Here is a 22,054-nt window from a genome sequence, read left to right on the forward strand (position 1 = left end):
CTCGCCAGACGCCCCGGAAGTCACGTCCGGTAACGCAGTGAGGCCGTCCCGAACTCGGTCATGGCGGCGGGATCGCCGAGCCGGTGCAGCGTGCGGGCCGCCTCCAGCGGCAGGCCGATGCGCCGGTAGATCGCCAGCGCCTCCTCCCAGTGCCCGCGATCACCCGTGACGTCGCCGAGCCTGCGCAACGCCGACGCCGTGCCCTGCGGGTCGTGGTGCCTGCGCAGCACTTCAACGGCGTTCTGGAGCACATCACGAGCCTCTCGGCCGTCCGCGTGGAGCGCGTAGGCCCGCACCACGTGCAGATGCGCCTCGCCGGGTTCGTCGCCGATCGCCCGCACCATCTCGAGCGCCTTCTCCACCGCGGCGAGCGCGGGAGCGGGTGATCCGCTGTCGACCAGCGCCTCCGCGTACGCGGCGAGCCCGATCGCGGTCAACCGGCTCGGTTCGGCGCGGGTGAACGGTTCGAGCAGGCGGATCGCCTCGTCGGTCTGCCCGAGGTCGGCGAGCGCGCTGCCGAGGCCCCAGCGCGTGAGTGCGATGTGAACCTCGGTGCCGGGCATCGTGGCGAACGTGGTCAGACAGTCCCGATAGGACTCCACGGCCGCGTGCAGTCGGCCCAACCGCAGGTTCGTCGCCGCCGACTGCCACCGCGCTTCGGCGAGCGCCTTCGGGTCGCCGAGCGCGCCGGCCACGGCCAGTGCGGCGTCCGCGAGCGCGGGCAGCTCGGCGTTGCGGTCCTGCTGTGAGTACATCGTGTAGAGCTGGCGGATGTGCTGCAACGCGCGAGGGTCGTCGCGGTCGAGGCAGTCGAGCGCCGCCCGTGCCACGGCCTCGCCGTCGGCGTGGTGCTGCCGCACGGTGAAGAAACCCCTGACGCAGGACGCGAGCTCGCTCGCCTCGTCCCGCAGCTGCGCCGACGCCGCCCGCCGCACGGCCGCGACGAGCAGCGCGCGTTCCGCCTCGAACCAGTCGAACGGCCGTTGCCGCGCCGCGGCCAGCGCGACGCCCGGCGCCTCGCGCGGGACGAGCGCACCGGTCGTGCCGCCGTGCCCGATGAGGCGGTCCGCGGTGGCGGCGATCGCCAGCAGCCCGTGCACCAGCCGGGCCACGCTCTGCCGTTGCGCCGCCGGAGGGTCCTCCGCCCGCAGCCGCTCCGCGGCGAACTCGTGGACCAGATCGTGCAGCCGGAACCGCGACTGGCCCGCCTCGTCGATGCCCGCGGCCTCGACGAGGTGGCACGCGTGCAGCTCGTCGAGCAACCGGTCACCCGCCTCCCACGGCTGGTCGGCGAACGCCGCGAGCACCCACGCGGGCACCGCGTTCGCGTCGAGCAACGCCAGCCTGCGCAACGCCACCGCGGCGTCGGGCCGCAGCGACCGGTAGCTCACCGCGATGCTGCCGCGCACGTCCAGGTCGCCGATGGCCAGCTCGTCCAGCACCACCCGCTGGCCGAGCAGCCGATCGCGGATCTTGACCAGGGTGAGGTCGGGACGGGCGGTGAGGCGGGCAGCGATCACGTTCAGCGCCAGGGGCAGGTGGCCGCACAGCGCCGCGACCTCGACGGCCGCGTCCCGGTCGGGCGTTCGGGCCGCCTCCAGCAGCAACGTCACGGCGTCGTCCGGCGCCAAAGCGGGCACGGTGTGGTGAGTGGCCTCCCGCAACGCGGTCAGCGACCGCCGTGACGTGATCAGCACCGCCGAGCCCGGATAGCCCGGCAGCAGCGGCCGGACCTGGCGTTCGTCCTGCGCGTCGTCCAGCACGATCAGCACGCGCCGGGACGCGAGCAGCGACCGGTACTCCGCGCTGCGTTCCTCCACGTCCCTCGGCAGCTCGTCGGGCGGCATCCCCAGCGCGCGCAGGAACCGCCCGAGCACGTCGTGCGCCGAGGCCCGGGAGAGATCGGCGTAGAGCTGACCGCCGGGGAAGGAGTCAGCGAGGCGGTGGGCCACGTGCACGGCGAGCGCCGACTTGCCGACCCCACCCGGCCCGGTCAGCACCACGACCCGGTCGGTGCGGAGCTCGGCGATGAGCTCCGACCGCCCGTACAACGTGGCGTCGGGCGGGAGCTGGCGCGGCACGGTCGGTCCGTCGAGCAGCGACGAGTCCTGCCGCAGGATGCGTTCGTACAGGTCGCGAACGGCCTGACCAGGCGCGACGCCCAGCTCGGCGTCCAGGAGGCCGCGCAACCGCTGGTACGCCGCCAGCGCCTCCGCCTGACGGCCCGCGCGGTAGTGAGCGCGCATGAGGTGGGCGACGAGCGTCTCCCGGTAGGGGTGCTGCTGGGCCAACGCGCCGACCTCCTCCAGCACGTCCGCACCGCCGTTCAGGTCGATCTCCACGCCGTAGCGGCGTTCGAGCGCGGCCAGTCGTCGTTCGTCCAGCGCACGGGCGGCCGGCCGGAGGGCGTCGCTGTTCAGGCCGTCCAACGCCGGGCCGCGCCACAGCGCGAGCGCGCGTTCGAGCTCGGCCAACGCCTCGCGGCTTCCGGCACGACCGGCGACCGCGAGGCGTTCCTCGAATTCCCCCAAATCGAACCAGCAGGCGTCGAGATTCACCTGGAATCCCGGTCCGACGGCCGTGATGACCCCGGCCGGAGCGCCGTGTGCGACGAGTTCGCGGCGCAGTTCTGTCGTGGTGTTGCGAATCTGGCGTGCCGCGGTGACCGGAGGGTCAACACCCCAGACCGCTTCCAGCAGGTGGTCCACGCTCACCGCGTGCGGCGCGTTCAGCAACAGCGCGGCCAGGATTTTCTGCTTTCGCGGTCCTTGCGGGGTGACGACGACCTCGTCATCAGTCCGCACTTCCAGTGGACCGAGCACCCGAAACCGCACGTACCGCACTTTAGCGAGGACGATGCGTCCGTGATGCGGATTCGGTGCACCCGGTCGGCACTCTGGCGCACGTGTGCTCAGTAGATGCTGGCGAACCCGCGGAAGTCCTTCCCGCTCATCGAGCTCTCCATGTTCCTCCACGCCGCCCGGTGCTCGACGATGCTGTCCCTGGTGGTGGAGCTGACCGAGTCGTTGCCGCCGATCCAGTTGATCATGCCGGTGGTCGGGTTCACCGAGGTCACGACCGCGACGTGGCCGTGCGCGGAGTCACCGTCGTTGGTCCACACCAGCACGTCGCCGATCTCCGGGAGGTCCGAGGTGCGGAAGGTGTGGAAGCGGTTCCCGACATCGGTGCGCCACGCCTGCGAGCTCGCCGGGTTGCTCGGCAGCTGGGTGTTCGTCACCTGGCCGCCGATCGTCCACATGGACTTCGCGAACAGGCCGCACCATTCGATCGACGCGAAACCTGTGTAGACGTTGCGGTTCTCGTTCGACCCGTTGCGGCCGAGGTAGTTGTACCGCGGACTGTGCGTCAAGTTCGGCGTGCTGGTGTAGCGGACGCCGTCCACCTGGTAGCGCTGGCCGTTTTCCAGGCTCGAGACCGTCCAGTTCATGATGCGCTGCCGTGACGGCGCGGAGACCGCCTCCGTCGCGTGCGCGGCGGTCGTGGTCAGTGACAGCACGGCCAGCGCTGCCGTGAATCCCGTGGCCAGCCGGCGAATCGCAGAAGTGGGTTTGGTGGAATGCATTTCGAAGTCCTTTCCGAGACGTCCTGGCTGAAGGCTGGCAGCGCCGCACCCCCGGTGACTACGAGGGAAATCCCTCGGGTGGGCAGGGCGCAGGAGTGGCGGGCGCTGACCGGCCTGCTCGCCGCGGGTGACGGGTTCGTGGCGCTGTCCGGTGATCCGGGCATGGGCAAGTCGACGCTGCTCGCCGACCTGGCTGCGCACGCGGCGGTGCCGGTGCTCGCGGGCCGCGTCGGGGAGTTCGAGCGCAGCATCCCGTTCGGGGTGTTCGCCGACGCGCTGGGCGAACGCTGGCACCCAGGCCTCGACACCGACCTCTCCGCGGTCGGCCGGTTCGCGCTGCACCGCGAGATCCGGGCCGTGCTGGAACGCCTCGCACCCGTGCTGCTGATCCTCGACGACCTGCACTGGGCGGACGCCGCCTCGCTCGACCTCGTGCAGCACCTCGCGCGCCACCGCCCGGCCGGCGTGATGGTCGTATGCGCGTTCCGTCCCAAGCAGTTTCGCCTCAACCAGCTCAGGTTCGAACGCGTCCAGGTCGTCGAACTCAGCCCGTTGTCACGGCAGGACGCCGCACGGCTGCTCGGCAGGCCCGTGTCGCCGGAGCTGCACGCCGCGAGCGGTGGCAACCCGTTCTACCTGGAGGCGCTGGCGAGCGGATCGGCGTCGCTGGAAGCGGCACTGCGCGCGGAGATGGACGCGCTCACGCCGGAGTGCAGGCACCTGCTGCGCGTCGCGGCCGTCACCGGCGACCCGTTCGACCTCCGCGTCGTCGCCGAGGTCGCCGAGCTGGCCGTCGAGGAGACGTTGACGCTGCTGGACGAGCTGGTGAGCGCCGATCTCGTGCGTTGCGACCAGCGCGCGTACCACTTCCGCCACCCGATCGTGCGCAACGTCGCGTACCACTCGGCGACGGCGGCGTTGCGGCACAACGCCCACCAGCGCGCCGCCGCGCTCCTCGAACGCCTCGGCGCCCCCGCGGAGGCACGCGCCCACCACGTCGAACACGCCGCCGCCCACGGCGACACCCGCGCGGTGGCCGTGCTGACCTCCGCCGCGGCCGGGGTCGTGCACCGCGCGCCCGCGACCGCCGCGCACTGGTACGCGACGGCGCTGGCGTTGCTGCCGGACGCCGACCAGTCGGAGGCGCGGTGGGGTCACGCCCGCGCGCTCGGGTTGTCCGGCAGGCTCCAGGAGAGCCGGGGCGCGTTGCACGACCTGTTGTCCGCGCTGCCGACTGACCACGCGATCCGGCTGGAGGTGGTCGCGTTCTGCGCCCACGTCGAACGGGCGCTGGGCCTGCACGCCGAGGTGCGCGCACTCGCCGCGCGCGAGCTGGAGTCCACTTCGGACACAACGGCGGCGGCCGTGCTGAAACTCGCGCTCTCCGTGTCGTTGTTGCAGGTCATGGAAAAGCCCGAGGTGATCCACGCCCTGCTCGACGACGTGCTGGCGGTGGCGCGCGCGTCCGGCGACACCGTGCTGGAGGCGGGTGCGCTCGCCGTCGTCGCGCTCAGCGGGGGCGACATCGGCGGCCTCGTGCAAGCGGCACGGGCCGTGGACGGCGCGACCGACGCCGCGGTGGCGTCGCGGCTGGAGTCCGTGGTGTGGGTGGCCTGGAGCGAGCTGCGGCAGGGCCGCAACCGCGAGTCGTTGCGGCACTACGAACGCGCGCTTTCGGTCGCCTACTCGACCGGCCAGCACCACATGCTCGGCAACCTGTTGCTGGGCCGTGCCAACGCGTTGCGCTGGCTCGGCTGTCTGGACGAGGCGTGCGAGGGCGCCGCCGAATCGGCCGAGGTGGCGTCGTTCAGCGGCAGCCGGGACCTGCACACGTTGACCCTCGCGGTCCACTCCTGGCTGCTGACCCTGCGCGGCCACCACGCCGAGGGCCTCGCCGTGGCACGCCGAGCCGTCGAGGTGTCCCGGACGATCGAGGGCTGGCACCCGACGATCGCCCGCCTGCGCGTCGGTCACGCCCTCCTGGCGGCAGGCGAGCACGACGCCGCGGTGGTGGAGATCGTGACGGCGGGTGGAGGCGCCGACCTGCCGAAGGTGCCCCGCACGTACCGACCGGAGTTCTACGAACTCCTCGTGCAGGCCACCGCCGACGAGACGTGGGCGCGCCGCGCCGAGGAGGTCGCGCACCTGCCGGGGTGCCGGGGTTTCGCCGAGCTGGCGTGGACCCAGGTTCTCCTGGCCCGCAACGACTTCGGAGAGGCCGAACGCCGGGCGGCGAACGCGACGGCGTTGTTCGAGGAGGTCGGCCAGCGGCTCGAAGCCGGACGAGCCCGGCTGCTGCACGGAAAAGCACTGGCGGCACAGCGGAAGAAGGAAGCGGCCGGGGCGTCGCTCAGCCTGGCCCAGGCGGCTTTCCGCACGTGCGGGGCGCCGTTGGCCCAGCCGCGATCGGCGGCCGGCACGGCCGTCCTGACCCAGCGCGAGCGCGAGGTCGCCGAGCTGGTCGGCGAAGGGCTGACCAACAGGCAGGTCGCGCGGCGGCTGAGCATGGCGGAGAAAACCGTGGAGGGCCACCTCTCCCGCATCTTCACCAAGCTCGACGTGCCGTCCCGCGCCGGACTGGCCCGCCTGCTGGCCGCCCGAGACCCGTCAGGGTGACGCGATGCCGGAACGCGTGGGGAGCGCTCCGGCCTCGGACATCGTGTCAGAAGGCAACCTGGCCCATTGCTCGCACTGCCATCGTGGACGAGCTCCTCACGCCGCGGACCGGAAGTTGACCCGCGAGCGCTCAGCACTCACGAAATGTGACAGCCTCGACCAGCATCCAGCGCGTCCGGTCTCGGCCAACTCGTCACGCCGCTGGTCAGAGCCGGTCCTGTCGGCGTGATCGTGGAGACGGCCTTCCAGGGCTCCGGCAAGGTCGCTCGGCCGTCAACCGGGTTGTGAGGTGGGCGATTCGATCAAGAGCCGGAACTGAGCCCTTGTCGTGGTGGATGAAGGGCTCCTTCATCCACCCCAGGTTCAGGAAGGGTCCCTTCATCGACAACGCTCGCCGCGTGGGCACGCTCTCATCGGGCATATCGGGCGGGCTGGACGACTTTGCCGGGCCCTGACCTTCCGTCAGATACCGGCTCGCGTTCTTGTCGTCCCCACGGGCGGTGCGATCACAAGATCGATGAGAACGGACGTCCAAGACCGCTGGACCGTTCGAGTGGCAGCACACGACACGTCGATTCTCCACACTCAGACTGCGAGGTTGGCAAGTGGCCGTAACTCTGAGTTTCCCCCCAACGCCGACGCTTTCTCCGCGTCGCGCACAACTGCGCAGCACACGCACGTGGAGCCCGAGTCCGTCGGCAGCGCCGCGCAGGGGTGTCGCAAGTGCGGACGCAATGCTGGACTCGAACGCGCTCGGCGTTCCCAAAGGCGGGGCAAGCGCCTGATCACCAGCTCTGGTTCAGAGATCTGGGAGCAAGTCACCAGGGTCTGGGTAGCGGCCTTGTTCCAGGCGGAAGACATAGGCCCGGAGGTCGGTTCCGAGGTCACCCGCCAGGTAGGTGAGGAAATCGCGTGCGCCTTCGGCGGCCTCAAGCCCACAGGGATCCGCCGCGGCGCTCCACTCGCTGAGCAGCGCTTTGACATGCTCCTCGACCTGGCCTCGCTCATCCCACCAGGCGCGGACGGCTTCCGGTGTCCACCGCGAATCGCCGTCGCAGGCGTAGCCGTCGAAGGGGTCGTCCGCGGCGGCAGACAGCAAGCACTCGACCTCCGTCCGGGCCTTGGGCTGGCGGTAAACGAACTCGTTGTAGTACTCGCCGCCGTAGAGGACGTGGCGTGGTGCGGACTGCCGGCCGGTCCAACAGTTGTCGGTCTGGCCTGAAGAAATCTGGCGGAACGTGCGAAACGGGAGCCCCAGGCGCAGGCGTGTCGATCACGCCATCAGGATCCCTGAGCACCTACGGGGGCCGCCACCTTCGGTGATCTTCCGCGCGGACACGGCCGATCGCTGAGGATTTCCTCCTGGGCGTGTCGCGAGTACTGGCCCTGGCCGGACATCAGCACGACCGCCCGGCGCAGTTTCACCGGCTTCCGCGCGGTCCTGTTGACCCGCGCCAGCTTCCGGCCGTCCTCCATCGACAACGGCCGGACGAACACTTCCGGACGACGAGCCACAACCACCTCCCGCACCCGACATGCGGGACCAGCCTGTCCGTCCATCCAGACGATCAATTACTGCGGGTGTCACCGAGTTCCAGGTTCGGCCGCGCGACTTTCCTCCACCCCGCCGGCGCATCCGGTGCCAAGACAGCTGCACTGTCCAGCACCGCGGCCGCTCGCTGAAACCGCTCGACGAGGTCGATGTTGCCCTCTGCCGCGAGGAGGTCCAGGTCGAGCCGATCGCGTTGCAGCGCGTCGGAGAGCAGTCGTGCCCTCGCCCGCTCGCAGGCGGCGACGGCCTCCTCGAGGGTGCCGTCGCGGGCGAAGACCAGAGCGGCCGGCGCTCCGGTCCAGCCGGCGAAACGAAGCTCGGCCTCCTGACGACGGCGGCCGAGCTGAACCTGGACCAGTCGACCCACCAGATCCTGAGCGTGCAACCCCTCTTCCGGATCGGCCGCCTCGATCGCGTTCGGCAGAAGGTCGAGCAACTCGTCGACTCGCCGGATCGACGACGAGGTACTCGCGCACCGCCTTGCGACGTGTGAATCCGTTGATGGTGCAACGGCCGAAATACCCTGTCGCCCGCCCCCGTCCGCGAGAGCCTTGACGGGTCAGCCGACTGCGAGGAGGAGGACATGCGGGCGGAACGTGTCGCTGAGGACGTGTACGTGATCGCGCTCGGGCACGGGCCGATGGCCACGAACGCCTACCTGGTGCGCGCGGACGAATCGTGGGTCCTGATCGACACGGGCTGGCGGCGCGACGCCGAGACCGTTGGCAACGCCACTGAGGTGTTGCTCGGCGCGGGAAGCCGTCCGGACGCGATTCTGCTGACCCACCTGCATCCGGACCACTCGGGAGCCGCCCCCGCTCTGGCTCGTCGCTGGGACCTGCCGGTGCACGTGCACCCGGCGGAACTCCCTCAGGCGGCGGGGAAACTGCTGCCCCGATACGCCAATCCGCTGGACCGCTGGATCCTCGGACCGTTCATGCGGTTGCTCCCCGCGACGACCCGCGACCGGATCGTTGCGGCAGGGGACTTCACCGGCACGGTACGTGACCTCGACCAGATCTCCGGACCGCCCTTCTTGCCTGGCTGGGAAACCGTGCCCACACCGGGCCACACCCCAGGCCACGTCGCCTATCTCCGTCGCCGGGATGGAGTGTTGATCACCGGCGACGCACTGCTGACCATCGACCTCAACGCCATGGGCAGACGACGACTCGCGGGCCCGCCGTGGTACACCACCTGGCACCGATACACGGCCGAAGACTCGATCCGAACGTTGGCGGCGTTGCGGCCCGAGGTCATCGCACCAGGGCACGGCGAGCCTCTCTGCTCGGGCGCGGCCACCCGGCTGCGCGCGTTCGCAGACCAGCTCGGCACACGCTGACGGGTTGGTGAGCCCGATTTGGGATCTGTCGCGTCGCACAACACGACGTCTCTTTTTGAACGGCTTTGTCGTTCGATCAACACCGGCCAGCCCGCGCTTTATGTCCTCACTGACCTATGGCGATCAACCGCCACCATGTCATCGTCGGTTCCACTCACCAAGACCGGCACCAGGGCCGCGCCGTGGGACCCCGATGGCCGCATCGAGGATCTCGGACTCCTCCCCGGAGGCACGTTCAGCAGCTGTCGTAGCTGCGGAAGAACCAGGACGCTGTCGTGGAACGTGGACGACACCGTGCGGTGCTGAGGCGTAGGCCCCTCGTCACCGTCCTCATCGTTCGGAATCGGCACGATCTTCCAGTGCCTCAGGCCGCTTGGTGGTTTCGCCGCGGACTTCCGACCGCAACGCCCGAACGATGCGCACCAGCGGGATCAGCGCTCGAACGAACGTGGTGGCCGCAGCTGGAACTCCTCTCGCCCTGTCCAGAACGACCACGGTCGCGAACAACACCGTGAGGAGCGTGTCACTCATGGAAAACCTCCCTGGCCCGGCCTTGGTCGAGCGCCTCGACCGCCGTAACGTTGGCGCGCCGAGCGCCGACGTGGTGAACACCGGTCACCGACGTGGGAGAAGCCGCCTGGCCGAATGACGTTCACCGGTGTACCGGACCGGTACCGGACGAGGGAGGACGGTTGGCCGGGAGGTACCGGCAGAGCCAGCTGGTGGTCGGGCTGCGGACGTTGAAGAAACTCCTCGGGCTGACCAACCACCAAATCGCGGCGGCCGCGAAGATCGAGGAACGCCGGGTCGGGGACTGGTTGCGGGGTGATCACGTCCCTGAACGCTCCTCGCTGCAGCTGATCGTGCGCGCCATGGTTCGGCTGGCGGAGAGAGCGTCGACCGGGGGCCGGTCGACATTTCCGCAGGAACACGCGCACCTCCTGGACGACAGCGAGACCGGTCCGTGGTGGGGCTGGTGGGACTCCGCGGGCCTCGATCACGAGGCCGAGGACCGCGGCGCGGCGTTCTCGCCTCTCAAGGCCCACATCAGGGAGTTCGGCACCCTCATCGAGGAGCGGACCCGGCGCTTCACCGGCCGGGGCTTCGTGCTCGACGCCATCGAGGGGTTTCTCGACGACCCCGCCTTCGCCTCCGGTTACGTCGTGCTCCGGGGCGAGCCCGGTATCGGCAAGACCACGGTCCTCGCCGAACTGATCCGCCGGCACGGCTGCATTCACCACTTCAACATCGCGACCGAGGGCATCCGGTCGGCGGATGCCTTCCTCGCGGATGTCTGCGCGCAGCTCATCGTGCGGTACGGGCTCGACCACGCGGACCTGCCCGCCGCGGCCACACGCGACGGCGGCTTTCTCGGCCGCTTGCTGGCCGAAGCCGCCGTCCACGACGACCACCGCCCGGTGCTGGTGGTGGTCGACGCCCTCGACGAGGCCGAGGAGGCGCTGGACGGCACCAACACGCTGTTCCTGCCGTCCACCCTGCCGCGCGGCGTGCACTTCGTCGTGAGCACGCGCGAGCAGCACGACCTCCGCTTGCTCGTGGAGGATCGCCGCGACGTGGTGCTGCGTGACGACGACCCTCGCAACATCGCCGACATCAGAGACCACGTCAGCGAAGTCCTTCGCACAGGCGGTGCACGGCTCGCCGGTGACGGCGTCATGCCCGACAAGCTCGTCGACATACTGGTGGAGCGCAGCGAAGGCAACTTCATGTACGTCAAGCACGTCCTGCGAGACATCCTCGCGGGCGTCTTGACCCCCTCGGACGTCGACACCCTCCCGAACGGGCTCAGGGACTACTACCGCACCCACTGGAGTCGGATGCGGGCCCGCGACGCGGAGCACTTCCTGCGCTTCCAGGAACCCACGATCTGCCTGCTCGCCACCGCCCGCGAACCCGTCACCGTCCAGCAGGTGACCGAGTGGGTCCGGGAACACTGGGACGCGAACGGCTGGGAGAGCATGAGGGTGCGGCAGCACATGGTCCTGGACGTCGTCCGCCGGTGGCGCGGGTACCTCAACACCGAAGGCACCGGCGCGGGCACCCGGTACCGGATTTATCACGCCAGCTTCCAGGACTTCCTGTGCGAGGAGATCGGGTTGGCGGACTACCACACCAGCATCAGCGCATCGGCGCTGGCCAAGATCGCGATCACGGAAACCAGGTTCCGACCTGCATGATCGCCTCGGCGGCGTCCTCCGCCGCAGGCCGGCCGCCGAGCCGCGCGATGAAGTCGGCGATCACGGTCACGCCGCGAAGAACTGCCTCGCGGGATGCCTTGTCGAACACCGCGCACGTGTGCGCCCACAACGGTTCCGCCCGCGGCAGCGAGCCGTACCGCCGCGCGAGCGCGGCGAGCGCGGCGAGCGCGGCACGGTCCCCGCTACCGTCCACCAGCTTGAGCGCCTCGGACAGGTGGTGGTCGGCGAGCTTCGGGGCCAGCGCCGCCACCGCTTCCGCCCGGTTGTCGGCGGACTCCAGCCGGGACAAGGTCTCCAGAACGCGCGGCACCAGCTGATCAGGGGTGTGGGGCAACAGTCTGATGTACAGGGACTGATCGGTCCAGGACCTCCAGCCCTCCTCCGACGCGGGACTCCACAACGCGCGTTCGGCCTCGGCCAGCGCCTCCGCGGGCAGGCCGTGGCCGAGTTCGGCCTGCGCGAAGCCGCGCCACCGCACGTCAGGGATCTCCGCCACGGCCTCCAGCACCTCCGGTGCCGATGGATCCATCCTGCCCAGCAGGCGTGCTCGCTGGCCGAGGTCTCGGATTCCCCGGGCTACCCGCACCGCCTTGGCCTGCCACTTCGCCCGGTGCTCGTCGCCGGCACGCCGGGCAAGTGCGGTCAGCACCGCGGCTCGGTCCTCGGCCGAGACCCGTGAGGCCACCTCTGCGGCTTCCGGCAACAGGGGTTCGGGTGCCAGATCGGCGACCGCGTGCAGCGTTTCCACGAACACGCGCGACTCGTCGGCACCCAGTTCGTCGCCGTTGACCTGGTGTGCTGACTCCAGCGCGCGGCGCACCAGCCGAGCATGCCGGTCTTCGTCGCCGTGGACGCTGAGCCGCACGAGCGCGAGCGCCGCCCACGACATGTAGCTGATCGGCTCGGCGAGCGCCGTCGCGCGGTCCACCAGCCGCACCGGCACGAACGCGCTCAAGCCGGCCAAGGCCTGCGATCGGGCGCGCTCGGAGCGGATCCGCTCAACCGCCGTCAACGTTTCGTCCCACAGATCATCACCGAGATGCGGCGCGATCGCGGTCATCACCTCGGCACGGCGTTCCAGGTGTGCGGTGCCTCCCGCGAGGTCGAGAACGTGCCGCAGGACGGTCGCGCGGCTGAGTGCGCCCAGGTGCGGAACCAGTGCCGCCAGTGCCAGGCTCCTCGGCACCGAGTCGTGGACCTCGCGGGCGATCGAGAGCGCCGCGGTCAGCTGCTGGGCGTCGAGGAAGGGCACCAGGCGCTCCAACCGAGCCCGCACGTCCCACCGCTCCCCACCACCCTGCTGAACCTCCTCAAGCGCTTCCCACAGCAGCGGCCGGGACAGGGCGGGAGCCAGCACCCCCATTTCACCGGCACGCACGCCGAACTCGTCGGTGAGGCCGCGGAGGCTGTGCAGTGCTTCGCGCAGCACGGTCACGCGGCGTTCCCCGGTCAGGCGGCGCGCCACCGCGACCCGCGCCGACGTGATGGGAGCGTGGTTCCGCCCTGCCTGCACGAACCTGGCCGCGTCGTCGAGCAGCGGCTCCGGGAGGACGTCCACGAGCCGAGTCAGAGCGTCTACATCAGACGCCAGGAACGGACTGCGTTCCTCCGCGTTCCGCCACGCCTCGGCGAGGAGCCGGTCCCTGTCCTCGCCGGTGTGCCGCACGGCCAACGCGGTCAACGCCAGGACGCGGTCGAACGAGAACTCCAGACACCGAGCCAGTTCCAGCGCACGAGGAAGGTCCTCATCGGACAGTCGTGGCACCAGCGCGGCGAGCAGCTCCTCCTCGTCGGCCGACTCGGAGCACGTGCTCGCCAGCACTCTCCCCGCGAGATCGGCGGTCAACCGCGGCGCCAGTGCGATCAGGGCGTTGATCCGGTACCGCTCGTCGTCGATGCTCAACACGACTTCGAACGCGGCCGGAACGAGATCATCGGGCAGTTCCGGTGCCAGCGCGGCGATCGCCCGCCATTCCGCCCACCCACCGGGAACCACCGCCATCGCTCGCAGTGCGGCTTCCAGTCTCGTCGCCGGCATCCGGCGCGCGACAGGCGCCAACGCGATCACCCGAAAACCCGGGTCCCCGATGTCGTCGATCTTCCTCATCACCAGGTCCAGTGCACCTTCGGACGCGTACCGACCGAGGGCGCCCAACGTCCGCGCCTTGTCGTCGTCGTCCATCCCCGTGATCAGGTCCAGAGCGCGGGCGAACCGGTCCGCCGGAAGGCGCGAGGCCAACCCCTCGATCACATCGGCGCGGTACATCTCCTGTCGCAGAGCTGCGGCCGTCGTGAGCGCTTCGTCGACCAGGTCGTCGGGAGTGAACGCGCACAGCCGACTCATGATCCGGGTGTAGGACAACTCGTTCTCCACCCCTGGCCGACGCAGTGCGACCAGCTCCTGGCGAACGGCGTCACGGAGCACTGGTGGCGGCAGATGTGGTGCCGTGAAGGCGAGCGTCCGGACTCTCCGCTCGAGATCGGGGATCTGCCGCGCGTGGGCCAGCCCAGCCTCCGGCGTCCACACGCCCTTCCCGACCAACGCGGCCACGAGAGAGGGCGGCATGATCACCGCGTGCTCCCGCGTGGAGCCGAGGATCAGCGCGTACCGGATCTCTCTGCCGATCGTCATGCTCACGGAACCACGGTCACCACTGCCCCGAACGTGTCTCCGAGCACGTACCACATCCGCCCGATAGCCCGCGATGTCGCTGTTCGCGTCCTTGAGCGCGAACCACAGGTTGCGGCCGTCACTGTCCTCCGCGGCAAGCAGCCGGTGGACGTCGTCGGCGCGCGTGGACGAGACGAGGTGCGCGACGAGATGACAGACCTCATAGCGGTTCACCGTCGATATCATCCAGCGAGAAGGCCGTTCCGTCGAGCGACAGGAGTTGCACGGTCTCGCGGGCGAGTTGGCGCGCGCAAGCAGCCTCGACGTCACCCCGGACACGAGCCAGGTGACGGCGAATCGTCATCTGAGCGACTGGTCGTCCTCTCCCACGTCGAACCGGACTCGGGAATTGTCGCCATCGACGGTAGGAGCCGCGCCCGCCACAGGCACGTCCACTGCGAACTGCACGGCAGGGCCCTCTTCAGCCTTCAACAGCACTGGCCGGATGCGCTGCCCACCGACGCAGCAGACGCCGGGCAGGCAGCATCGCGCCACCTGAGCAGCCGCCAAGCTCGGCGTGCCGGCGGATGATCAACAACGCCGAGGACTGCGGTCCAGTTCCGGCCCCAGCGCATCACGGCGCGCGCCCGTTGCCGGACCGCGCGTCGCCGGAAACACGTACGCCTCAACCGATCGGCGCGTGCCGAGCGGCCTGAGCGCGCAGCAGGGCGAGGGCGAACAGCCCCGCCGGGATGATCAGCCAGCAGGAGAACAGCCGGTAGCCGAGTACGACGGCCGCGGCAGGCGCTTCGTGCGCACCTGCCGCGATCAGCCCGGCGAGCAGGCTCGCCTCGATCATGCCCATCCCACCGGGCGTCAGTGGCACCTGGCGCACCAGTTGGACGACCACGTATGCCGTGCCCACCTCGAAGAAGGCCAGCGGCAGGTGGAACGCCTGCGCGACAGCGGCGAGGCAGCACAGGTCGGCCAGCCAGTTGGCCATCGCGAAGCCGAGTGCGCCGCGCCGGTAGCGCGTCGGCAGGGTCACCATCGCCGTCACCGCGTGCCGCGCACTCGCCCGCCAGCCGCTCGACGTCCAGTCGTCCTCGGATCCGGGGACGCCGCGTGAGTCAGGCCCGCGCCGACAGCTCGCCTCCCACACTGCGAACAGCAGCAGGACGACCAGGATCGCCACCGCGACCACCGAGGCGACCGGGTGCGTCCGCCAGGTGTCCTGCGGGTGCTCCGCCAACAGGGTGAGGAATCCGAACAGGCACAGCAATCCCAGACCCGCCGTCGACAACACCCCGGACAGCAGGAGCACGGTCGCCGCGACCTCGGTGCTCGCCCCCGCCTTGCGGAACGCCTTGAAGGCGAACCCCGCCGAGACCGCCGACCCCGCAGGCATGCTGATGGCGATGGCCGATCGCCCGTACGTCACAGCGATCGACCGCCAGATCTTCAGCGACACGCCGAAACCCCGCAAGAGCCACCACTGCTGGCGGGCGAACATCCTCATCGAGACCAGTTCGGCCGCCAGCGCCACCAACAGCCAGTCGATGTCGGCCGTCCGGACGACCGGCACCAGGTCGGACATCTTCGGCAGCGATCGACACACCAGCGCGCCCGCCGCAACGAGTGCCACCGCGGTGAGCATTGGTCTCCACCAACGTCTCATCCACTTCTCCCGACACTTACTAGACGCAATAGTTCCGTTTCGATGACGGTAAACCCACCGCCCTACCGGCACAACAACTGGGGGTCCTGTGTCGCTCGCGCAGTCGGCCAACCGGCCGAGCGCGAGGAGTTGCTCAAGCAGGCCAACGAGATCCCGAAGCCGGCATCGGCCTTCTTGGCGCGGGAACTCGACCGGCGGCACCACTGATCGTCGGCTTCATCGACGAATACCGCCAGGTCTGCGACGTCGAGTCGATCTGTGACGTGCTCGCCGAGCACGGAATCCGGATCGCGCCCAGGACCTACCGCAAGTCCCGCCGCCGGCCAACATCGACCCGTGATGTAACCCGATGCCTGCCTGGAGAACGCCCTGCGCGACCTGCGCGGGCACGCCAGAGCCGATGTACGGGCGCCGCAAGATCACCCGCCACCTGCGCCGTCACCCGGTACAACGACACTCGCCCGGACTGCCCGTCAGGCGAACTTCCAGCGTTGGTTCGCGCCGCCGTTGCACCCCCAGACGGCCAGGACCATGGTCGGCTCGCCCACCGGGTACTCCTGGTCGAGACACTGTCCACTGAGGACGTTGATCAGCTGGACCGAGCCCTCCGCGTCGTTCGGCACGACCTGCCACTGCTGGTTGCCCTCGTTGTGACAGAGGAAGGCCAGCGCGCTGGAGTGCGGCTGCCCGTCGGTGTAGTCCTGGTCGAGGCACGCACCGCTGAGCAGGTTGTGCAGCCGCACGGTGTTCGCGCTCGTCCACTCGACGTCCCACTTCTGGTTCGCCCCGGAGCTGCACGGGAACACGAGCATCCGCTGGTGAGGCTGCCCGTCGGTGTAATCCTGGTCGATGCACTGACCGCTGCGCACACCGACGAACGTCTCGCCGGCGCGGGTCGTCGCCTGCACCCACGCGCCGAGGTCGTCGACGCGGGCCTCGGTGCTGCCCTGCCTCGTCTCGGCCACGGCGAGGCAGCCGTGCTGCCAGGAGGTGCTGCTGAGCCCGACCAGCTGTGCCGTGCCGTTCACCTCGCGGAACGCCGGGCCGCCGGCGTCCCCCTTGCACGTGTCGGCACCGTCGTTGCCGGTGACCAGCGCCGTGGTGGCGGTGGTCGCGGTGACGGTGAACAACGCCGTGCGCGGACGATCCGGCACCCACTCGGTCGCGGTCCGGCCGAAGCCGGCCACGCGCAACGCCTCGCCCTGCAGCGGCGCGGCGCCGAGCACGACCGGGGCGACGGTGACGACCGGCACCTGCAGCTCCACCAGCGCCACGTCGCGGTCGTCCCGATCGACGATCTTCGCGACGCCGACCGTCCTGCCCGCGACTGAAACCTGTTGCGGCGCACATCGCTTGGCGGTCAGCACCCACTGCGGCGCGACCAGCGAACCCGTGCACGCGGCCGTGGGCGACGACACCCTGGCAAGCCACGGATAGGTGTTCTGCGGTACCTCGGTACCACCGGACAACGCTTGCACGGCACCGGAAGTGACCAGTCCGGCCGTCAGCACGGCGGCGGTCACGAGTACCACCCTGCGCACCGCGTTCTGCCCTCTCACAGGATCCCCCATTCTGCTCGGCGTGTCGCCCGCTCCGCAGTCCCGTTTCCGGACCGCGCAGGCAAAGACGATGCCGTTGGTCTTCCATGGATGTGTGCGCGTCACGCCGTCGGCGTCACGATCGGCAAAGTCGTGCTGAAGCCGTGAGCAGGAGCCGTTCCCCGACGGGGAACGGCCTTTCCTCAGTGCAGTCCCTCGCCGCGCACATACGGGATCGCCTGCGCGATGTCACCAAGCTGCTTCGCGTACTTCCAGACCTCGGCGCGCGAGTAGCCCACCTGGTCCTGGTAGACGATGTCGCTGATTGGACTGCCCTCCAACGTGGTGATCACACTGAGCAACAGCACCACCTCCGCCCGGCTCAGCGTCAGCACGGCCTGCCGCCCGACGACCTCGGCTTCCACGGCAACTCCTAGTTGGGTTTGTCTTCGGGGTAACGCACGTTCTTGTTCGCTTCCCACTGCGTCCGGCTGTAGTTGTAGCCGTGGATCATCCCAGGATCGTTCCCGTTGGGCAGGTGCTTGATGAGCAGGACCTCGTTCACGTCGTCGTAGGCGACGGGGTTCAGCGAGACCGAGTCGTGCCGCGTGAACGGCGTTTTCCACCAGCGGTCGAAGTAGGTGGCGAGCTCGTACTCGTTATCGCCGATGTGGGTGAGCATGTGGTCGAGCGCCGGATATGGTTGGTCGTTGTAACGCTTGATGTTGTACGCGACGCCTCTCAGCACCGCCTCATCGTACCCGTGCTCCCTGGCGAACCACTGGAGAGGGCCGTAGTCGTATTCCCATTTCTTCCAGCAACTCGCGCCCTGGACCTGCGCCGCGGTGAGGCCGCTGCTCCTGGCGCAGACCCGGTTGATGAAGGTGACGAGGTCGCTGAGGTCGTACTTGAGGACGCGGGCACCGGCCAGCTCCGAGTCGACCACAGTGATCTCGAACAGCGACCCGAGCCGGAACGCAGCGGTGATCCCGGCCGTCTCCGCCGCGGCGATGCCGAGCCACGGTGTGATCGCGGCGCCAATCGGGTCGATCGCGAGCAGCGCCCCACCGCAGACCACCGAGGCGCCGCAGGCGACCACCACGTACGTGCCCGCCACGAGGGCGTAGGCGCCTATCAGCACCTCGAGGAAGGCGTTCACGACCGTGAGCACCTCGAGCCGGCGGTTCAGCTCGAATTCCGGGTCCAGCACGTCACGCAGGCAGTTGTTGAACCCGGCGTCGCCCTCGCGATAGCTGTAGATCAGCTCGCACAACTGACCGTTGCGGTACGCCGTCAACGCCCGTTCCTCGTTGGACTGGGTGAGCAGGCGCAGGCACTCCTGGTACTGCGGGGTGCCTGCGCCGTGGCGGACCTTGCAGTAGCCCTCGTGCTGCAACGCCTGCAGGGCGACCTCGCTGCCGATCTTGGTCTTGGCGGTCTCGATCGCTCTGTTGAAGGCCTGCGCCGCCTTGCCGGCGCTCTCTCCTGCCGCCTTGGCCTGGTCGTAGGCCTCCTTCGCCCCGAGGTAGGCCGTGTAGGCGAAACCCCGGGCCTGGTTCGCCGACGCCTGCGCGTACACCGACGACTGCGTGGCCTTGCGCGCCGAGGCGTTGGCCGATGCCGCGGCCTGCTGCGCGATCCGCGCGGAGTTCGCCGCGGCCTGCGCGGACTTCTCCGCCGCCAACGCCGACTCGTGCGCTTTGGTGGCGAAACCGCCCGCCTTGACCGAGTCCTGTTGCGCGCGGTTGGACGCGTCGATCGCCTCCTGGGCCGAGTTCCGCGCTTGAGCGGCGACCTCCTGTGCCAGGTTCGCGTTCTGCGACGCGGTGAACGCGGTCTTCCACGCGCTGCTCAGGTAGCCGGAAACCTCGGCGTTGTGCGCGGACTGCTCGTAGTCCAAGCGGTCCGCGACGAACCGCTGCTCACTCAGGAACCGTTGCTGGAACACGGGAGGACCATCGAGCGCCGCCTGGGCGGCCGCCTTCAGGATCGGACCGGACTCGGCGGTGGCCAGGATCCGGTTCACCGCCACGCGGTCGTCCAGGGTGGCGGTGGCGAACTGGTCCTTGGTGAGGAACTTCTGGTACGCCTCGACCGTGCCGGTGTCGAGTGCCTGCTGGGCCGCCGCCTTCGTGAGGTCGCGGTCCGCGGCGACGGCCACGGCCATGACCTGGTTGACCGCGATCCGGTCCTCGATCGCCCGCTCCGGATAGGTGCGCTCGTTCAGGAACCGCTCGACGTCGGCATCCGAACCGGCCAGTGCCGCGTCCGCCGCACGTTTGAACGCGTCGGAGCCGTCCACGCGCAACGCCTGCAGCGTCACCCGGTCGTCCTGACCGGCCGCGACCGCCAGTCCACCGAGCACGTAGTCACGCACCTCGTCGTCAGAGAACTTCAGCACGGCGAGAGAGGTGGTCTTCGTCCACGCGCCGCCGGTAGTGGTCAGCTTGACCGCGACCTTGCGGCCGTTCGCCGCGATGAGCGCCGGGTCGGCGCCCGGCGCGCGCGCCTGCGTCAGCCACTGCTGCACCTCGGTGTCATAGCGGCTCGACTCGCTCGTGCCCGTCCTGGCGGGCGGCGAGACGGGACCGGCCGCGGCCTTCGCGGCGATCGCCGCCGCGATCGCCTGGTCGCGTTCGGTCGCGACCCGCTCCGCGTCGGCGGTGCGGGCGGCGTCGTAGATCTTCTCCGCCTCGGTGGCCGCGTTGATGGCGTTCTGCGCCGCGGCCGTCGCCGCGTTCGCCCGATCGGTCGCCTCCTTGGCCGCGTCCTGCGAGTTGCCCGCGTGCTCGTAGGCGAGCCGGGCCTGCCGGGCCGCCTCCACCGCGTCGTCCGCGGCCCGGTTCGCCGCGTCCCTCGACCGGTCCGCCGCGGTCGCCGCGGCGTTGGCGAAGGCGGCCGCTGCCGCTGCCGCACGGTTCGCGCGGGTGGCAGCGGCCCGTGCCTCGGCAGCGGCCGCACGAGCCCGTGAGGCGTCCGCACCGGCGCGGCCCGCGAGGCTCGCCGCCTGCGCGGATGCTTCCGCCGCGGCCGCGGCCTGGTTGCTGGCGCTGTTCGCCGACGTCGCTGCCGCGCTGGCGTTGCGGGCCACGTCACCGGCGGCCCTCGCCGCCTCCGCCGCCTCCCGCGCGCCGTTGACGACCCTCTCGGCGTCCTCCGCCGCATGCAGGGCGTCGTCGGCGGCCTTGCGGTCGACGGCGGCGTTGGCCGCCGCCTTCTGGGCACGGGCCGCCGCCTGTCCGGCTTGGGAAGCAGCAGATGCGGCACGGGACGCCGCGCTGGCCGCGACCGACGCCGCCTTGCTCGCGGAGTTGGCGGCACCGACGGCGTCACGGGCGGCGCTGGCGGCGTTGCTCGCGGCATCGGCGGCGTAACCGGCCTGGCGGGCGGCTTCCTCGGCGTTGCCCTGCGCGTTTTCCGTTGCCTGGCGCGCCTTTTCGGCCGCCTCCTTGGCGAGCTCCGCCTCACGCACGGCGCGTTCGGAAGACTGCTTGGCGGCTTCGGTCTCACGGGCCGCCTGCTCGCCGGCGTCCTTCGCGACGCCCGCGAGCTCCGCGACCGAGGCCAGCTCGATGTCGCGGGCCCGCGCGACGGCGTAGTCGTGCTCGATGAACTGGGTCAGCGCCGCGATCGTGCCGTTGTCGAGTGCCTCCTGCGCCTTCGCCTTGACCCGAGGGCCACCGACCGCGGCAAGCTGGTTCACCCGGATCCGCTGGTCGAGCCGGTGCGGCTGCTCCCAGTCCTTCTCGACGAACTTCCTCATCTGCTCCGAGGAGCCGGAATCGAGCACCTGCTGGGCGACCTGGCGCAGGTTCGGCCCGGCGGTGTACTGGATCTGGTTCACCCTGATCCGCAGGTCGAGCGCCTGCTCGGCCGGCACTCCACCGTCGAGGAACGCCCGATACGCCTCGTGCGTGCCGGCGTCCAACGCCTGTTTCGCGGCCTCACGCACGGACGGCCCACCGGAGTTCTGCAGTCGCAGCACGGTGGCCCGATCGTCCTCTTCGGACGGTCGTTTCCAACCGTTCTCCAGGAACGCCGCGATCTGAGCGTCGGTGCCCACGACGGCCTTCGCGGCCTCGGCCTTGAGCAACGGGCCGGCGACCCGCCACAGATCGACGATCCGGCTCCGGTTGAACTCCGGAGTCGGCCCCGGCGGTTCCACCGCGGCCGACGCGGTGGGCCCGGGGGCGACGAGCAGAGCGGCGATGATCGCCGGTATCAGCGCGAAGGCGGTTCTCCGCCTGCCGGTGGCGGTCATGGCTTGATGTCCAGGCGCAGCAGGGTTTCCGGCTTGCCGCCGGGGACGGAGATGCCGACTTGCTTGGCGCCGTTCGGGTTCAGCGTCACGGTGTGGCGCTCGCCGGCCTGGTCGGCGATCTCGGCGGTGCCCTTGTGGCCAGGGGTGGCGCCGAAGCCGTCACCGCGGATCTCGTAGACTTTCGGCATCTTCAGCGTGATCTGGCCGTACGTGCCGACGACCGTGAAACACGCGACGCCGTCCTTGTTCTTGCCGACGGTCAGGTCGGCCGAGTGCACCTCGATCTGACCGATGCCGTTGGGCGGCTGGGCGGCGCACGGCACGTAGAGAATGTGCCCGTCGCCGGAGAGCAGCTCGACCTTGTCCTCGGCGAGGATCCGCGCCGCGTCCGGATATCCGAAGTCCTCGACCAGCGGTAGCTGCTGGTCGGTGGGTGTGGGCTCGTTTGCCTGCGCCACAACGACTCCAGCGATCGCGACCCCGCTGACCGCGAGTGCGGTCATCAGCGCGCGCGAAATCGACATCATCACTGACCCCCAGTGGTGGTAGCTGGTTGCCGTTGAAACCCCCCCCGGGCCCCCGGGGGGGGTGGAAGTGTCAAAAACATTTGGCCGCGGTGGGAACACCGGGTTAAAGCCCGACCGGCCCCAGGGG

The 22,054-nt window shown here is 70.0% G+C and carries 14 protein-coding genes; 3 read left to right on the plus strand and 11 right to left on the minus strand.

Going from position 1 to position 22,054, the window contains the following annotated elements:
• Positions 1 to 20: 20 nt before the first annotated feature.
• The gene (locus ABZV40_RS23140; protein ID WP_355444995.1) at positions 21 to 2,834 is read right to left on the minus strand and encodes a BTAD domain-containing putative transcriptional regulator; all 2,814 of its coding nucleotides are present in this window, start codon (positions 2,832 to 2,834) and stop codon (positions 21 to 23) included.
• 77 nt (positions 2,835 to 2,911) lie between these two features.
• Positions 2,912 to 3,583: a CHAP domain-containing protein gene (locus ABZV40_RS23145; protein ID WP_355444998.1), complete on the minus strand. Its 672-nt coding sequence runs from the start codon at positions 3,581 to 3,583 to the stop codon at positions 2,912 to 2,914.
• Positions 3,584 to 3,661: 78 nt separating this feature from the next.
• On the opposite strand from ABZV40_RS23145, the gene ABZV40_RS23150 reads away from it, so the two are divergent.
• The gene (locus tag ABZV40_RS23150; protein WP_355445001.1) at positions 3,662 to 6,199 is read left to right on the plus strand and encodes an AAA family ATPase; all 2,538 of its coding nucleotides are present in this window, start codon (positions 3,662 to 3,664) and stop codon (positions 6,197 to 6,199) included.
• A gap of 799 nt (positions 6,200 to 6,998) precedes the next feature.
• Here the strand turns inward: ABZV40_RS23150 and ABZV40_RS23155 are convergent.
• Together ABZV40_RS23155 and ABZV40_RS23160 are read right to left on the minus strand one after the other, a co-directional pair.
• The gene (locus ABZV40_RS23155; RefSeq protein WP_355445004.1) at positions 6,999 to 7,298 is read right to left on the minus strand and encodes a hypothetical protein; all 300 of its coding nucleotides are present in this window, start codon (positions 7,296 to 7,298) and stop codon (positions 6,999 to 7,001) included.
• Positions 7,299 to 7,767: 469 nt separating this feature from the next.
• Complete coding sequence (locus tag ABZV40_RS23160; RefSeq protein ID WP_355445007.1) at positions 7,768 to 8,187, minus strand: hypothetical protein; 420 nt, start codon at positions 8,185 to 8,187, stop codon at positions 7,768 to 7,770.
• A 147-nt stretch (positions 8,188 to 8,334) separates the two neighbouring features.
• On the opposite strand from ABZV40_RS23160, the gene ABZV40_RS23165 reads away from it, so the two are divergent.
• Positions 8,335 to 9,093: an MBL fold metallo-hydrolase gene (locus ABZV40_RS23165; protein ID WP_355445010.1), complete on the plus strand. Its 759-nt coding sequence runs from the start codon at positions 8,335 to 8,337 to the stop codon at positions 9,091 to 9,093.
• Between the two features lie 330 nt (positions 9,094 to 9,423).
• Here the strand turns inward: ABZV40_RS23165 and ABZV40_RS23170 are convergent, their stop codons facing one another.
• Entirely contained in the window at positions 9,424 to 9,624 is a 201-nt protein-coding gene (locus ABZV40_RS23170) for a hypothetical protein (protein WP_355445013.1), read from the minus strand.
• A gap of 161 nt (positions 9,625 to 9,785) precedes the next feature.
• Here ABZV40_RS23170 and ABZV40_RS23175 point away from each other — a divergent pair, with 161 nt between their 5' ends.
• Positions 9,786 to 11,291, plus strand: a complete 1,506-nt coding sequence (locus ABZV40_RS23175) for an ATP-binding protein (RefSeq protein WP_355445015.1) — start codon at positions 9,786 to 9,788, stop codon at positions 11,289 to 11,291.
• Here the strand turns inward: ABZV40_RS23175 and ABZV40_RS23180 are convergent.
• The 6 genes from ABZV40_RS23180 to ABZV40_RS23205 all read right to left on the minus strand — a co-directional run bounded on the left by ABZV40_RS23180 (position 11,263) and on the right by ABZV40_RS23205 (position 21,924).
• Positions 11,263 to 14,157, minus strand: a complete 2,895-nt coding sequence (locus tag ABZV40_RS23180; RefSeq protein WP_355445018.1) for a hypothetical protein — start codon at positions 14,155 to 14,157, stop codon at positions 11,263 to 11,265. The two genes, ABZV40_RS23175 and ABZV40_RS23180, sit on opposite strands and share 29 nt — an antisense overlap.
• Before the next feature lie 451 nt (positions 14,158 to 14,608).
• The gene (locus ABZV40_RS23185; RefSeq protein ID WP_355445021.1) at positions 14,609 to 15,568 is read right to left on the minus strand and encodes a lysylphosphatidylglycerol synthase transmembrane domain-containing protein; all 960 of its coding nucleotides are present in this window, start codon (positions 15,566 to 15,568) and stop codon (positions 14,609 to 14,611) included.
• Positions 15,569 to 16,074: 506 nt separating this feature from the next.
• Positions 16,075 to 17,124 (minus strand): trypsin-like serine protease, encoded by a 1,050-nt coding sequence (locus ABZV40_RS23190; RefSeq protein WP_355445024.1) that lies wholly within the window; start codon positions 17,122 to 17,124, stop codon positions 16,075 to 16,077.
• A gap of 218 nt (positions 17,125 to 17,342) precedes the next feature.
• Positions 17,343 to 17,564: a hypothetical protein gene (locus ABZV40_RS23195; protein ID WP_355445027.1), complete on the minus strand. Its 222-nt coding sequence runs from the start codon at positions 17,562 to 17,564 to the stop codon at positions 17,343 to 17,345.
• A gap of 8 nt (positions 17,565 to 17,572) precedes the next feature.
• Entirely contained in the window at positions 17,573 to 21,400 is a 3,828-nt protein-coding gene (locus ABZV40_RS23200) for an ALF repeat-containing protein (protein WP_355445030.1), read from the minus strand.
• On the minus strand, positions 21,397 to 21,924 hold the full coding sequence (locus ABZV40_RS23205; RefSeq protein ID WP_355445033.1) for a hypothetical protein: 528 nt from the start codon (positions 21,922 to 21,924) through the stop codon (positions 21,397 to 21,399). Before ABZV40_RS23205 ends, ABZV40_RS23200 begins: the two co-directional genes overlap by 4 nt.
• Between the last annotated feature and the right edge of the window lie 130 nt (positions 21,925 to 22,054).

Source organism: Lentzea sp. NPDC004782, from assembly GCF_040609115.1.
In the GTDB taxonomy this organism is placed as follows: Bacteria; Actinomycetota; Actinomycetes; order Mycobacteriales; family Pseudonocardiaceae; genus Lentzea.